This window comes from Bradyrhizobium sp. 76 (assembly GCF_023073025.1).
Classification (GTDB): Bacteria; Pseudomonadota; Alphaproteobacteria; order Rhizobiales; family Xanthobacteraceae; genus Bradyrhizobium.
Map to the genome: position 1 here is coordinate 44,976 of NZ_JADPIS010000091.1, position 15,522 is coordinate 60,497.

Sequence of the window (15,522 nt, forward strand, 5' to 3'; positions counted from 1 at the left end):
ATGTCCGTGACTATTCTGAACTTCATCAATGGCGAGCTGGTGCCGAGCCGCGGCCCTCGCACCGCGCCGGTTTACAATCCCGCGACCGGCGAGCAATCGGCAACGCTCGGACTTGCCACGACGCAAGACGTGCGGTCGGCCGCTGCAGCCGCCCGCAAGGCCTTCCCGGGCTGGGCGAACACACCGCCACTGCGCCGTGCTCGTATTCTCAACCGTTTCCTGCGGATCATGGAGGATCGAATCGATGAACTTGCCCAAGTGATCACCGCCGAACACGGCAAGGTGCTTTCGGACGCGAAGGGCGAGATCCAACGCGGCATGGAGGTGGTGGAGTTCGCGACCGGCGCGCCGCAACTGCTCAAGGGAGAGATCACCGAGAATGTCGGGACCCGTGTCGACAGCCACTCGCTGCGTCAACCGCTCGGGGTGGTCGCTGGCATCACGCCATTCAATTTCCCGGCAATGGTCCCGATGTGGATGTTCCCGGTTGCGCTGGCCTGCGGCAATACGTTTATCCTCAAGCCGTCGGAGCGCGATCCCTCGGCCTCGCTCGTGCTTGCGCAGTGGCTGAAGGAGGCCGGGCTGCCCGACGGCGTGTTCAACGTCGTGCATGGCGACAAGGAAGCGGTGGATGCCATCCTAACGGATCCCGATATCGTGGCGGTCAGCTTCGTCGGCTCGACGCCGATTGCGCGATACATCTATGAGACGGCGACCAGCCACGGCAAGCGCTGCCAGGCGCTGGGCGGCGCCAAGAACCACATGATCGTGATGCCTGACGCCGACATGGACCAGGCCGTCGACGCTCTCATGGGCGCGGCTTATGGCTCCGCCGGCGAGCGCTGCATGGCGATCTCGGTAGCCGTTCCGATCGGAGACATCACCGCCGATCGTCTGATCGAAAAGCTGGCGCCCAAGGTCCGCGCGCTTAACATTGGTCCCGGTACCGACCCCGAGGCCGAGATGGGCCCGCTGGTGACGAAGCAGCACCTCGACAAAGTCCGAGGCTATATTGACGCCGGCGTTGACGAAGGCGCGAAGCTGATTGTGGATGGGCGCGATTTCCATCGCCAGGGCTACGAGAAGGGCTACTTCATCGGCGGCAGCCTGTTTGATCGCGCGACCACGGACATGAAGATCTATCGCGAAGAGATATTCGGACCGGTGCTCGTGGTGGCCCGGGCCAAGTCTTATGACGACGCGGCCGACATGATTAACCAGCACGAGTTCGGCAACGGCACCGCAATCTTTACCAGGGATGGCGATGCGGCGCGTGAGTTTGCGCATCAGATCCAGGTCGGCATGGTGGGCATCAACGTACCGATCCCGGTGCCGATGGCATTCCATTCGTTCGGTGGATGGAAAGCCTCTCTGTTCGGCGACCATCACATGCATGGCCCCGAGGGCGTTCGCTTTTATACAAGCTGAAAACGATCACGACCCGTTGGCCGACCGGCATCCGGGCCGGCGCCGAGTTCGTGATGCCGACGATGTCCTGATCTTCTCCGAATGGAAGGCCGTGGCAGCTCCACGGCCTTCTCAACCCGGCCCTCAAATGGTGAACTCTGGCAGTCGCCCCAGAGAGGTGAATTCGGCCGATCAATCCGTGAATATCGCCCTAGAATCGTCCGACCAGACTCGAAATTTGCCGCCTCGATCTCCATCGGCGGCCCCTGTTGTCATGCTCGTTCACTCAACTGCATTGGGCTATTGGCAACGCTCACCCGTCGACCAGAAATTAGATCACCCAAGTGCGGTGCCGCTTTTCGGCTTCGATCAAAAAAGAAATTTTGGGCTCGCACGCGCCAATTTTGCCGTGAACAAATTTCAGACAAAAGTTGAGCTTGTCCAAGAGCTCTTCCGCAGCCGCTACTACATCTGACATGCCCGCTAGGGATCGATGATGGTAAACTGCATTTCGGGCCTCACGCACTTTCTCAAATTTCGCACTGAAGTCGGCCGCGCTGAGCGGATCGAATTTAGGCGAGAATATTGACCAGTGATCTTCAATCAGCTGCCTGATGTGATTTAGGTGGCAATCATGCATGAACTCATAACCGTTCTTCATTGCGTCTACAGGGCCGTGAGGGAACTTCTTGCCCTCCATATCTAAAATCACGGCCCCAATTCTGAAGGCTGCGTGCCTCGCAAGGGGAACGGCTCCAATATGGGTGATATTCTTTGCTTTCCCGCCCCGCGTCAGTTCCTCGTAAATGGCTCTCCACCAGCGCGCATGTTTGTAATGTTGCTCTAAAGTCACCGCGACGGTCGAGCGCAGGGCATTCTCGAAAGAGTGAAAGACGGGAAAAAGCTGAGCATGCTCAGCGACTTTGCGGTTGTAAACTGAGAAAATCGCGGGGCGCCAATCGTTGGGGCGATATCGGAGGATTGTGCCTTTGGTTCCCTCCTTGACTTCGATCAGGGAGGCCTCAAGTAAGTAAGGACTTACGAGGGTCAGATCCGATTGAAAGTCCTCAACTTGGCTAGGTGTTGGGGAAAATGGCAAATAGTTGGTAAAGAACTTGGTTAAAAATTCGTAAGAGATATCCGGCATTTAGGTTATGACCGACTGTTTTTTAAGGAACTTGACAGGGATACGTGAGTTAGCGATAACCCTGACCACTCCGGGAGTGATGGCGCGTCGCGACATTTGCCTTTGAGCCGCTACCTGAGTCTAAACATCTTTGAAAGAGGCTCCCGAAAGGGGGCCTCTTTCGCCGTTTAGGCCCTGTAATCCCCAAAATTCACAGAGACCTTCGACGCGCGGACGATCTGTCATATGCTTAGCGTCAAGCAATCTATAGGTTGTAGAGCAACTGCCAAGGGTTCAAAAAAGGCGAAAAGCGGCCAGCGCCGCCATCATGATTGCCAGGATCCCCACAGGCGAGATTGAGGGACGGCAAGAACGCTGCCGCCGTGGCGCATGGGCGGCAGAAAGCGTGCTGACCAGCATGACCCCCAAGCGGCACAAAGAGATTGCTCAGCAAGCTGCTGAGAGAGCGCTGGGGCAAGAAAGCTAAGTAGGTTTCTTCCTATCCCAAATCGAGACAATTTCTGCCGACCTCTCGTTCTGCGCACTGTCCTGCGCTTTTAGTCGCGGGAATGCCTTTATCTCCGCCTTCTGACCCGACAGATAACCAGCTGGCAGCGAACTAAGTTGCTCGATTTCACGCTCAGGCAGCGACAGATCAGTAACGATCTGCTCTTTCGTGCGAACGCCTTCATCTATCAGCGTCTCGAATCCGCGCCGCAATACTCGCGGCTCCTCAGATTTTAGAACAGCGTCCAAAGGCTCTTCGCCGCGCCATCCACGCCGATTGTAATTTATCCATAGTCTCTTGGCTTGATCCTGGTTGATAATGCCAATGTGCTCGCAACGCACGATCATCATGGCAATTGACACCTTCCACCGTTCCTTGCGTGCCATCATGCCGTCGAGGGTCGCGGCCCAAAGCTCGTCAGAAAAACTCTTTGCCGGTAGCAAGAAAGCTGCCGCAAAACGGTGAGCCTGTGTCTCCAGTATTTTCCAGTCAGCTGTATTTTTTACTCGCCTGCGATCGACCTTCCGGTGAAGCAGCAAATGAGCGAGTTCGTGCGCAGCATCAAAACGAGATCGGACGGCACTCGCTTTATCCTTTCCAAGCACTACGAATGGTGTTCGATATGACGTCGACCACTGCGAAAAAGCGTCCAAAGAATCGGCAGCTACATTTATGCGGGCGGTAACTACGCCGCTATTCTCCAATTCCAACAATAGATCTGGAATGGGTCCTGATCCAAAGTTCCACCATTCGCGACACTCATTGGCGATGTGCTCAATCTGCGCCGACGTCAGCGTCCTAAAATCGTCGGGAGCATGGATAGGCGGAAGAACAAGATTTGGAAAATCCAAAAATTGCTTTTGGTATGCGGTAATTTCCTTCAGCCACCTAAGCCGTGGATGACATCGTTCCCGCGCGATTTGCGTGGCGCTTGCATTCGAGCGCCAAAACGTCGGATCATCTTCGTCGACGACTGACCGATTGAGAAAGAAACTCCTCGGGAATCCCAACTTGTCGCACAATCTATCCATGACGTCGGCGCGCGGGGACTGCGGACCATTTTCGTATTGAGAGATCGCGGCAGAGGAAACGTTGATCATTTCAGCAAGCGCTACCTTTGTCAGGCCAAAAGCCTGACGTGCCTCGGTAAGACGTTCGCCAACAAATCCGGAAGTACCAATTGTCATGTCTCTTCCTGATCGCCCTTCTTTTTCCCAGGACGTTTGATGAGGGGCTGGGCAATGTCGCGCTGCGGCGCTTCAATTCCCATTTCGCCGTGTTCGAACCGCGCAATGATCTCAAGTACAGGAAAATTCAAGCCCCAAGCACGATACGATTCGTCTGCGACAGCGAAGTTCAAGAATCCGAGTCTTTGGCTATCTTCGTCAAACTTCTTGCCAGTTGGCCCGTGGATGACGATGCCGCTCAATTGGGCAACCGTGAAAATCTTCGGATCGACGTCGCCTAAGTCGAGCTGAGGCGCATTGAGAAACGTGTTCACGGCTGAGAGCGTTTCGCGAAATTTAGCCGGACGGGCAAAATCAGACGGTGTTTGCACATACGATTGAACCATGGTGACGTCGCCACCGCGGACCAACGTATAGTTCCAGCTGTTAATACTGATCTTCTGTCCCGTTGAAATCAGGCCGGTCTCGCTGGCCGTGCGCTGAAGGGCGGTTTCAGCGACGTAAAAGCGCTGATCCAGCAACATTGCAGCGCGCTGATCTTCGAGAATTCGGGGGTCGTTGATGACCGATTGAAAAGAGTCGTCGTAAGCCCACTCGAACGCGTTTTGAAGCCGCTTCCAAAAGGTCAGCTTCGTGTCCCTCAGGAGTGTCCGCCAGAAGGCGCCCAAAATCTCATCGTCGGTCACAGCGCGATCCTTGAATCGATGGTCGATTTAAGTATGATGCACATTTGGTGCTTCAAAGTAAAGTGTTGTGTTGATCTTTCCTAGCCGGTAAGCCAAGGTCGCGCCTGAGGCCGCTGGCGATGTCTGGACGTGGATGGCGGAGGCAAGCTGATCGTCTCATGGCATGGTGGCGACCCCAGCCAGCATACCGGCATCGCGCGTTCGTGGTGACTTGAAGGCCGCCTTGCCAACCGTGTCCAGCTCACCACGGACGGCCACAAGGCCTACTTGCAGGTCGTCGCAGCTGTCGCGCTCTGGCGGTCTACAACTTCTGCCGTGTCCACAAAACGCTCGGCGGCCACCCCGGCAATGGCTGCGGGCTTGATCGACCCGGTTATGAAGATGACGGACGTGGTTGCGCTGATCGATGCGGCCAATCCGGTCCGGTTGTTCGCGGACCCTACAAGAAGCGCGAAGCCGACGAGAGTTCAAACTGAGACACTACCGAATATCCGACCACCTCTCCGATAAGAGGGATCGCCGCAGCCCGCACTCTCCGGCCGGCTTCGACATGAAGCCGCCAGGCGCGCTCGGCGCCCTTAAAGCGCTGAGTTGATCGATCATTCCAGAGCAACTCGATCGTGCCTTGCAGTACTAGGACATCGCCGACGACAAAGTCGACAAAAAGCAGTCCCGCCCTGGGATTGGACACAAAATTGCCAAGCGTGTTGAAAAAGGAATTACCCGCAAAGTCCGGAACGGTGATCTGGTTGCCAGCCACGTCAATGAAGCCTGGCTTGCCGCCGCGGTGAGAAATATCGCAATCGAACGATGATCCATCATCTGAAGCCGCACATGAGGCGACGAAGAAGGTCGCCGACTGGCGGATCAGCTCTCGTGCCGCATCGTCCAAGACGTCGAAGGCCTCCACCTCGCTGGGACCGAGTTGCTCCGGTGCCGCGGATGGTGCCGAGCTGATATGGCGCGTGTGGATGTATTGAGGGCAATTGCCAAAGCTCTGCACGACCGCCACCTCGAAACTTGTCTGGTCGAGGGTGATCAGCGTTCCGTTCATGCGGTTTCGCCGGCGATTGGTCAGGTCTATGCCCAGCACGCCCAAGCTGGCGCCCACGGAAAGATTCGTTCCGAGCAAGTCGAAGGTCTTCGGTAACGCTTCGATGCGCAGCCGTCCTGGATCCGGTGAAGAGACGAATCCGCGCGGGCCAAACAGGACCGAAGGGATCGGCCAGCCCGCCCGGTCCGACGAGCCGACAAGGAGGTATTCGAGTCCTGCGAAGAATTCACGGTGCTGATCTGGCATCCACGTGCGGATGGAGGTTTTCCCGCGCTCGCTCACTCTGTCCGCCACGCCGACGCGTCGCTGCACGTCGATCTCGCCCTGGTGAAAAGGAGACGAGCTCCGTTCGGAAAGGCTGGTCATGACCGCACCTCGAAGAAGATTTGCCGATCAGCTCGCAGGCGCGCTTGGCATCCGCTGAAAATTCGGAAGTGCTTCCAGCCGCCCCAGCCAGGCGACAATGTTCGGGTAGGAGGACAGTTCAATGCCTCCCTCCGGAGCGGCCCGTGTGTAGCTGTAGCAAGCGAGATCAGCCACGGTCGGATGGGTTGCCGCGAGAAATTCGTGCTTCGCAAGATGACCATCCATCACGCTGAACAGAGTGCTGGCGACCCCGGCCGCTTGCCGGCCATCGACGGGCAAGTTGAACACCTTGCCCAGCCGAGCTGTTGCTGGTCCATATGCCAGCTGTCCCGCTGCCACGGACAGCCAACGTTGCACGGCAGCCGCACTGACGGGATCTTCCGGAAGCCAAGTCTCGGTAGTGTCGTAGCGCTTGGCCAGATAGATCAGGATTGCATTGGAATCGGCAACGACGGTGCCGTCATCATCGACGACAGGTATCTGCCCGAACGGGTTCATTGCGAGATAGGCCGGCGTCTTCCGCTCGGCAGGGGGCGTTGGGATCAACTCGTAAGGAAGCGAGAGAAGCCCGAGCATGAGCTCGACCCGGTGGCTGTGTCCCGACAATTTACCGCCATAGAGCTTGATCGTAGCTGACATTCCCAACTCGCTTTCGCTATTCAAACGATGTCTCGGTACTTATCATTTCCCATTCGGACGATAATCGAATGTTCCTTCAATTTACCATTGCGGTTTTTGCAACGATCCAGACGAGCAGAATGACTGGCCGCCTTTTTTCCCTCTGAACTCGCGCAACACGTTCTTCTGAACCTCTCCGATCGTATTCCGGGCAGCTCGCTCACGCAGAAATCGTTGTTCGGCAGATTGTAGGGAACCAGCCGTCCTTCAGCACCGCCACGCCATCCCTTTAACCTGCAGCGCCTCCTGCCGTCGGGACGGCGGCAGCGACAACTCGCTCGCCGAAATCAGGATGTGGCAGTCCGACGACGGCGCTTTCGAGCACATCTGGAATGCGGTCGATCTCGAGTTCGAACTCCTTCGGATGAACGTTGTAACCGCTCGAAATGATCACATCCTTCGCGCGCCGACCTTCAAAGGGAGCCGACGGCGGAACGCACGAGTTCTGTCGGTCACCGCTCCAACAGCTCGCTGAGAACGCGCTTCATCTCGGCCCCCCTTGATGGATCACTCAGTCCGCAACTGCCCGCTCAAGCTCGGCCACTCTGGGTCTGACCGTCTCCTGCTGCGAGGACTGGACCGGCCGTTCGTCCCCCTCGCCTGTCTCCATGTCGATAAAAACGGCCGGCTCGCGCTGCGAACGGTCAATCGTCAGCGAAAACACATCGAAACGATTATAGTAGCCTACGACATCGTGAAATTGCTTCGGTTCGACGCATTGCGCGACGTCAATATCGGCATATGCGATGCCTTCGCTGTCTGAGAGGACGTCGCTGATAATCTGCCCTGTTGGATCGAGGATCATCGATACAGCATGCGGTGTGCCCTCGATCAGATCCAGCATGGCGGGGTTAGCCTGTCCGAGCGCGTCCTTCATACCTACGTCCATGCACGCGGACGAAACGATGTTGAAGCATTTGGCTTCAAACGAATGAGCTCCCGCCCGGATCTCGATGGCCCTGCGTAGGTCATAGCCCCCCTTCTCCTTGGAGGGACGCGTCGGCCAGATCGGCGGGTAGGTCGAAATATGAACTTGCTCGCCCTGCGCCATCAATGAATAGCGGGCAAGTGGATTCGTATTCTCACCACAAATCAGCATGCCAATGCGGCCGATGGAGGTCTGCGCGACGCGCAACCCACGCGCATCTCCGGCAGCCCAGATCAGCTTCTCGTAAAAGGTCGGAACGAGCTTGCGATGATGATTCAGGATCGATCCATCTTGACCGATCAAAAGATTGGAGTTCCAGATACAGCCAAGGCTGGCAAGCGTCCCTTCCGTAAAACCGATAGAGACCACGACGTTGTGGCGCTTGGCCGCCATCCTGACCTTTGTCAATTCCGCGCTGTCGAGCCGCAATGCCTGGGCCGACAACGCTCTGAAGAAATCATGAGACATGATCGGCGCCTGCAGCGCCGCCCACACGGGAAAGCCGGGAATGAACGATTCCGGGAAAGCAACCAGCGAGGCACCGTTGCGTGCCGCCTCGGCAACGAGGTCGCAGGCCTTGTCTGCACTTTTGGCCGCGTCGAGGAAAACTGAAGATGTGTGGCACGCGGCAGCTTTGAAGCGCGGCAAATTCGACGTCATTTGAGACGATCCTCTCGGTTTCTGGCACCACAGGTTAGTCTTTCGCCGGCGGGTGGCGAATGCGGAAAATCTGCACGAGCGGTTGCGCGTCTTCAGACGACCAGGACCGGCACGCGATAGATCGCGTTGCGTCGGCCGCCGGCCGGCTGATTCTCGCCCGATCGCGAGATCGCCCGAGACAGGAGACCGCAGCATCCCTCTTTTACTATCCAATCACAGGTGAACTTGGTCCAGGATCGTCCTGACACCTTCTCCAAGCGGCATCCCTGCCAGCTCCGCCCTTCATCGGCGCTCAGTTCGACCGCCGCAATTCCGTCGTCACCCCAGGCCCATCCCCAGACCTGCAAAACCTCGTCACGCCTGAGCTGACGATTCGGCTTTGGCGCCACGATGACCGATTGAGGAGCGATCGCCCACACCGGCTGGGTCGAGCCGTCCGGCGCGAGGTCGTTGTACCATGTGGTGGTGAAGACGCCCGGAGCCCGCTCCGAGCGCAATTCGAGCTTGCGGAGCCATTTGACGCTGTTCGTGCCGTAGAAGCCCGGGACCACCAACCGCAACGGATACCCGTGCTCAGGAAGCAGCGGCGCTCCGTTCATCTCGTAGGCGAGCAAGACGTCGTCGGATATCCGGGAGAGCGGCAGATCCTTGATGTAATGTCCGCACGCGATGCCTCCGAAGTCGCCGGAGTCCGCCCCCTGTGACCAAACGAAATTTGCGCTCCTCGCCACGCCCGCTGATCCTAGCACATGATCCAGACGAACGCCCGCCCAGCGCACGTTGCAGACCCGCTGCGTGGGCTTGTCGGGCGCCAGCGGGCTGCCTGCACATTGATGCACCGAGACCACCTCGGTCTTTGGAAGCGACTTGAGCTGACCGACGGAGAAGCTCGCGGGCGTCTCGACCAGGCCGGCGATTTCCAGCGTCCAATCATCCCCATGAGTGACATCGAGAACACCGAGATGGCACAACACGATGCAGCCTTCGACTGGCGTGATGCGGTCGGTCAGCAGATGCGGTTCAGAGGGAATTCGGCCGAAGAAGCCGCGTACCTTGTACGTAAAGTCGTCAGCCATCGCAGCGCTCCCTCGCGCCGGCATTCTAGTACATCACGGGAGGACGTCGACCGTAAGAAACTCCGCAGATACACTTGCGCGTATTCGATCACCCGAATTCGTTCAGATACGCTCTGTCCGCCTTGAAGATCTCATGAAGGAACCGCAGCAGCGTACGCACCCTACCCATATATTCGATATCCTCATGGACGGAAATGTAGAGCGACCGCGTGACCACCACATCTTTCATGAGCCATACAAGGCGAGGATCCTTTTTTGCCGAGAAGAAGGGCAGAAGGCCGATGCCACGCCCGACAGCGATCGCATTCTGCTGGGCTGCCATGCTGGTCGATCGAAAGACGACGCTCTCCGGCACCAGGACGTCGTGCAGCCACTGCACCGGCTGGATAGCCACGAGATCGTCGACATAATCAATGAAATCGTGACGCTTCAATTCTTCCATGGTGCCCGGCGTCCCCCGTTCCACGATGTACCTGGACGACGCGAACAGCCCAAGCTTGAACTCGCCAGCTTTTTTGACCGAAAGTTTGGGGCCCACGAGGGGAACGAAGCTGATGCACACATCCGCCTCGCGTTTGGTCAGATTGATCAGATGCCTTTCGGTCACAAGCTCCACGACAACGCCCGGGTGCTTCTCATTGAATTGGACCAACTTCTCGGCAAGGTAGAAGGCGGCAATACCCTCCATGCTCGTCAGCCGGACGCGACCAGTGGGCTCGGCGGGCGTGGCGCGGAAATCTTCCGATATCACCAGGGCCGCGCCCTCAATTTTCTCGGCCTCTTGGTAGAGCTTGTGCCCGTCCTCCGTCAGCACGAACCCGTTCGGCTTGCGGTCGAAAATCTTGATACCAAGATCTCGCTCAAGCTCTGAAATGCGCCGGCTGACCGTCGTGTGGTCGACTTTGAGGCGCCGCGCGGCCGGCATCAACCGCCCCTGCCGGGCGAGTTCAAGGAAGAATTTCAGGTCGTTCCAGTCGAACATTCGCTCCTGCGTGCCAATCCGGAAGAGGCCAACGACGAAAATCCGACGGTGGGTGACCGCCTCGCCCGCCCGATCAAACAATCTTCTACGGCGGCTTTCAAGGTGCCTGAAGGCGATTTCCGTGCCTTCGGTGCCTGAAGCCACGGGGCGCAGCCCGCTCTCGCGCTCCAGCCGCAACGATCTCGGCCGTTATAGCTCTACCATTCCCTGAGGCACGCATTCTCGTCGATACAGATACTCGAGAATTTCCTTTCTATACTGCAGACTCCCGGCGTGGGTCGCCAGTTTGAGCCGGTCCCGCGGTCGCAAAGTATCAATCTCCCAAATCCGGCCGATTCGCGCAGCCGGTCCGTTCGAGAGCGCGACAATTCGATCGCTCAGGAAGATCGCTTCGTCTATGTCGTGCGTGACCATTACAACCGTGGTCGGGGTCTTTTCCACGATGCGAACCAGTTCGTCCTGAAGGCTCGACTTGGTCAGCGCATCGAGCGCGCCGAACGGCTCGTCCAACAGCAGCACCTTAGGCTCGACCGCAAAAGCGCGAGCGATGCCCACCCGCTGCTTCATTCCACCTGACACCTCGAATGGGTATTTGTTGATGGCGTGCTCCAGGTGAACAAGCTTCAGCGCCTGCTCTGAGCGATCCTTCAATTCGGATGCCGCGGCACCCTTGAAGGCCTGTTTGACCGCAAGGCGAACATTTTCGTAGCAAGTCATCCAGGGCAATAGAGCATGGCTCTGGAAGACCATTGCGCGCTCCGGCCCCGGGCCAGAAATCGTCGTCCCGGCGCAGCGTATTGCACCCTTTGTAGGCGCCAGAAGGCCAGCAACAATGTTTAGCAACGTGCTCTTGCCGCAGCCTGAATGGCCGATCAAGCAGACAAACTCGCTGTCTTCGATAGCGAGCGAGATTCTATCCAGCGCAAGAAGCCCCTTGCCAGAACGGTCAACAAACGACATTGACACATCGTTGATCTCGAGATCCGCCATCGTCCTATTCCCGGAAGCTGAGGCTTTCGCCTATTCGCTTGAGCAAAATATCTAGCGCCAATCCAATGCCGCCGACCAGGACGATGGCGACGATCATGCTCGCGATCTGGAGATTATTCCATTCGTTCCAGATGAAGTACCCGATGCCGCTCTGTGCGCCGACCATCTCGGCAGCCACGATGACGAACCAGGCGATACCGATCGAGATCCTCATTCCCGACAGGATCATAGGCACACTGGCGGGAAAGACGACGCGCGTGACATGCTCTAATCGTGGAAGACCGAATACGCGCGAGACGTTCAGCCATTCAGCCCGCACGGAAGCTGTCCCGGTTGCCGTGCTGATCAACATCGGCCAGACTGCACAGATGAAGATGATGAAGATCGTCGAGACGGTGCTGTCGCGGAACGTATAGAGCGCCAGCGGCATCCACGCGAGTGGCGATACCGGCCGCAGGATCTGAATGAAAGGATCCAACGCGCGATGGCAAGCAGGCCATAGACCGAGCAAGAAGCCTAGGGGCACCGCGACGAGTAAGGCCAGCGTGAAGCCCAGTGCTACGCGGCCCATGGAATAGGCCAGATGCCATGCGATGCCCAGATTGTTGGGATTGTCGTGATCGAAGGCGTGTGTGATCAGATCCCGGCCGCGGAGCGCGACGATCCACGGTGAGGGGATCGCACCGGCCTGCTGACCCGGCGCGCTCTGGCCGGCAAGGCGGGCATATTCGGCGTCGGCAGCGCTAACACCTCCCGACGAACCGGCGGTGAACCAGCCCCAGACGCTTACAAATATGATGAAGATCGCGACCGAGGATACCCAGGGCTGCTGCAGCCGGCGTGACACCTCCATCAGCCCCCCTTCCGGACCGAAGCCAGGTAGTCCTGTGGCTTATTGGAATCGAATTCGTTCCCGAGAATCCTTTCGGTGCCGAAGCCGACCGCTGGCGGCGTCACGCCCTGCTCGCGCATGATCCGAGCGGCATCGGTCGCCAGCATCACCTTTTCGGCGAGCACCTTATAGTCGACATCCTCCTTTAGCATGTTCCAGCGCCGGAGCTGGGTCATCAGCCAAACTGCTGCCGAATATTGCGGAAACGGCTGATAATCAACCCGCCGCGGATCTTTCCGGATGGTGCCAAGGCCGTCGGCATACGTGCCGCTCAAAACCTGATCGAGGACAATTTCGGGAGCATTGAGATATTGCGGCTCTGACAGCACCTTCGCCATGCCGACCCGGTTCTCCGGCTTCGAGACATGAAGACTGGACGCGATGATGGCGCGGTAGAACGCCATGAATGTGTTGGGATTTTGCTGGATCCAGCTTTCCGCGGCGGTGACAGAGCAACAAGGATGTCCATCCCAGATATCCTTCGAGATCAGATGAATGAAGCCAGCGCCTTCGTAGACCGCGCGCTGACCGCCCGGCTCTCCGCCGAAAAACCCATCGATGCTTCCGACGCGAAGGCTCGCCACGTATTCGGTCGGAGGTACGATGCGGTATTTGACATCTTGGTCCGGATCGAGCCCGGCGGCAGCCAAATAGTTGCGCAGCTGCAGGGTCTGGTGACTTTGCTCGAACGGGACCGCGAATGTGAAGCCCTTCCAGTTCTTGGGATCCCGATTGTCCTTGTGCTTGTTGGCCAGGACGAGGGAGTTGCCGTTCTGGTTCAAGATGGTCAGCACCTTGATCGACTGGACGTTCCCGCCGAGGCCGGCTGTCATCGTCAGGGGGACCGGCATCACCTGCTGCGAGACGTCCAGCTCGCCGTTGAGCATCTTGTCGCGGATCAGCGCGATACCAGCGATCTTCTGCAGACTGACATCCAGACCTTCCTTGCGGTAGCTGCCGAGCCTTTCGCCGTAGATCAGCGGAACGGCGCAGGTGATCGGGAGGAAGCCAACAGCCAGCTTGGTTTTCTCGAGAGGCCTTCGCTCCTGGGCAATTGCCTTCAAGGTGTCGATTGGCAGGATGCTGGAGAGAGCGCCGATGATCACGCCAGCGCCAACGGTGCGAAGCAGTTCCCGCCGCAAAACCGGCTGCGGGAAAAGGCCATGCAGAAGTGCCTGCTGGACGCTTTCGGACACGGCCTCTTCGACAGTCGGCTGCGCGGGAGCATGCGCTCCGCAACTGCACAGGCTGCCGATGAAACGATGGTGATGTGAGGCGTCGCGCATTTCTGTCCCCCTGGTCAAAATGTCCGGCTCAAAATCGTAACATTGACGCTCGAAGGGCCAACGGCGAAATTGTGCAGGAGCATCTGCAGTTCCGCGCATGCCATTCGGAATTCCCAGCTCTGGTTCACTCCGCCGATTGCGGCATCGTCCTTGAGCGCCCGAACAGGATGCGATGCTGCATCTCGTCGAAGCGGCCATCCGCGTTCGTTTCCCGCGTTAACAACGACACCGCGATCGCCACGGCAAACGACAGCGGCATGCTGATGATGGCCGGGTTACGCAGCGAGACGAACCACCAGGCGCCGCTCACCTGGGCCAGCGGCTTACCGAGCACGTCGACCTGGATGGTCGGTGACAGCGCAATGAGCACCAGCGAGCTTAGCGTGCCGATCATGATGCTAGCGACGGCCGCTGGCGTCGTGAAGCGACGCCAGATGATGGCGAGGACCAGTGATGGAAAATTGGCGGCACAGGCGATGGAGAAGGCGAGCCCGGCCATGAAGGCCACGTTCTGGCCTTCGAAGGTGATGCCGAGCACGATTGCCAGCACCGAGATGGCAACGGTGGCGATCCGCGCCACTTTGAGCTGCTCAGCCTCCGATGCCGTACCGTGGCGAACGACGTTGGTCCAGACATCATGGCACAACGTAGCCACACCGGAAAGCGTCAGGCCTGCCACCACCGCCAGCATGGTGGCAAACGTAACTGCGCAGATGAAACCGAAGAAGGCGTCGCCGCCGACTGTGAGGGCGAGCAGAGGTGCAGCCATGTTGCCGCCACCGCCGGCTTTCATCACCGCCTCCGGGCCGACCAGCACCATGGCCCCAAAGCCGATGATGAACACCATCAGGTGGAAGAAGCCGATCAGCCCGGTGGCATAAAGTATCGATAGTCGCGCGGCCTTGGAGTCCCGAACCGTGTATACCCGCATCAGGACGTGCGGCATCGCCGCGGTGCCGAACATCAGCCCGAGGCCGAGTGAGATCGCGTCCCATTGCCCCGAAACCACCTTCGAACCTGGCTGCAGCACTCTTGTGCCGTACTTCTCCGCCGCTGCGGCGAACAGCTTGAGCGGGTTCATTTCGAAATGCATCAGGACCAGGACTGCCAGGATCACTCCGCCGGCGAGCAGCAGCGCCGCCTTCACCACCTGCACCCAGGTGGTGGCGAGCATGCCGCCGAACAGCACATAGATGAGCATGGCAGCACCGACCAAAGCCACCGACCAAGTGTAGGGCAGGCCGAACAGCAACTTGATCAACGATCCGGTCGCGACCATCTGGGCGATCAGGTAGAACAGGATCACCGCCAGCGTACCGACCGCCGCGGCGAGCCGCACCGGCTTTTGGCTGAGCCGATAGGCGACCACGTCCGCGAACGTGAATTTCCCGACATTGCGCAGTGGCTCGACAATCAGAAAGAGGATGATCGGCCAGCCGACCAGCCATCCAATCGAGTAGACCATGCCATCGAAGCCATTCGAGGTGACAATGCCGGCAATGCCGAGCAGCGCGGCCGCGCTGAGGAAGTCGCCAGCGAGCGCCCAGCCATTCTGCCATGCAGTGATCTCGCCGCCCGCGGCAAAGAAGTGCTCCGTGGTACGGGTGCGCCGCGCCGCCCAGTAAGTAATCAGGAGCGTCAGGACCATAAATGCGAAGAAGAAGCCGATCGAGAGCGAGTTGTTGGCCATCGCGAG

General features: G+C 58.5%; 13 protein-coding genes and 1 pseudogene. 1 reads left to right on the forward strand and 13 read right to left on the reverse strand.

Annotated elements, in window-relative coordinates:
• Positions 1-1,499 (forward strand): annotated as a pseudogene (locus tag IVB48_RS22835) (CoA-acylating methylmalonate-semialdehyde dehydrogenase).
• A gap of 239 nt (positions 1,500-1,738) precedes the next feature.
• Here the strand turns inward: IVB48_RS22835 and IVB48_RS22840 are convergent.
• The 13 genes from IVB48_RS22840 to IVB48_RS22900 form a co-directional block, all read right to left on the reverse strand.
• Positions 1,739-2,554, reverse strand: a complete 816-nt coding sequence (locus IVB48_RS22840) for a hypothetical protein (RefSeq protein WP_247403148.1) — start codon at positions 2,552-2,554, stop codon at positions 1,739-1,741.
• A 462-nt stretch (positions 2,555-3,016) separates the two neighbouring features.
• On the reverse strand, positions 3,017-4,228 hold the full coding sequence (locus tag IVB48_RS22845; protein WP_247403150.1) for an XRE family transcriptional regulator: 1,212 nt from the start codon (positions 4,226-4,228) through the stop codon (positions 3,017-3,019).
• Positions 4,225-4,914, reverse strand: coding sequence for a hypothetical protein (locus IVB48_RS22850; RefSeq protein WP_247403153.1), 690 nt, complete (start codon positions 4,912-4,914; stop codon positions 4,225-4,227). Before IVB48_RS22850 ends, IVB48_RS22845 begins: the two co-directional genes overlap by 4 nt.
• A 439-nt stretch (positions 4,915-5,353) precedes the next feature.
• A complete protein-coding gene (locus IVB48_RS22855; RefSeq protein ID WP_247403156.1) occupies positions 5,354-6,334 on the reverse strand; it encodes a pyridoxamine 5'-phosphate oxidase family protein in 981 nt (326 codons plus the stop codon).
• Between the two features lie 27 nt (positions 6,335-6,361).
• The gene (locus IVB48_RS22860; protein WP_247403215.1) at positions 6,362-6,973 is read right to left on the reverse strand and encodes a glutathione S-transferase; all 612 of its coding nucleotides are present in this window, start codon (positions 6,971-6,973) and stop codon (positions 6,362-6,364) included.
• 268 nt (positions 6,974-7,241) lie between these two features.
• Complete coding sequence (locus tag IVB48_RS22865) at positions 7,242-7,406, reverse strand: hypothetical protein (RefSeq protein ID WP_247403158.1); 165 nt, start codon at positions 7,404-7,406, stop codon at positions 7,242-7,244.
• 117 nt (positions 7,407-7,523) lie between these two features.
• Positions 7,524-8,600 (reverse strand): carbon-nitrogen hydrolase family protein, encoded by a 1,077-nt coding sequence (locus IVB48_RS22870; RefSeq protein WP_247403161.1) that lies wholly within the window; start codon positions 8,598-8,600, stop codon positions 7,524-7,526.
• Between the two features lie 92 nt (positions 8,601-8,692).
• Positions 8,693-9,676 carry a molybdopterin-dependent oxidoreductase gene (locus IVB48_RS22875; RefSeq protein ID WP_247285540.1) on the reverse strand — a complete coding sequence of 328 codons (984 nt, stop codon included), beginning with the start codon at positions 9,674-9,676 and terminating at the stop codon, positions 8,693-8,695.
• An 88-nt stretch (positions 9,677-9,764) separates the two neighbouring features.
• Complete coding sequence (locus tag IVB48_RS22880; protein ID WP_247377015.1) at positions 9,765-10,658, reverse strand: LysR family transcriptional regulator; 894 nt, start codon at positions 10,656-10,658, stop codon at positions 9,765-9,767.
• Positions 10,659-10,847: 189 nt separating this feature from the next.
• Complete coding sequence (locus IVB48_RS22885) at positions 10,848-11,648, reverse strand: ABC transporter ATP-binding protein (protein WP_018458426.1); 801 nt, start codon at positions 11,646-11,648, stop codon at positions 10,848-10,850.
• A gap of 4 nt (positions 11,649-11,652) precedes the next feature.
• Positions 11,653-12,501 (reverse strand): ABC transporter permease, encoded by an 849-nt coding sequence (locus tag IVB48_RS22890; RefSeq protein WP_247403163.1) that lies wholly within the window; start codon positions 12,499-12,501, stop codon positions 11,653-11,655.
• Positions 12,501-13,925 carry a CmpA/NrtA family ABC transporter substrate-binding protein gene (locus IVB48_RS22895; protein WP_247403166.1) on the reverse strand — a complete coding sequence of 475 codons (1,425 nt, stop codon included), beginning with the start codon at positions 13,923-13,925 and terminating at the stop codon, positions 12,501-12,503. Before IVB48_RS22895 ends, IVB48_RS22890 begins: the two co-directional genes overlap by 1 nt.
• Positions 13,926-13,950: 25 nt before the next feature.
• The gene (locus tag IVB48_RS22900) at positions 13,951-15,516 is read right to left on the reverse strand and encodes a cation acetate symporter (protein WP_247403168.1); all 1,566 of its coding nucleotides are present in this window, start codon (positions 15,514-15,516) and stop codon (positions 13,951-13,953) included.
• Between the last annotated feature and the right edge of the window lie 6 nt (positions 15,517-15,522).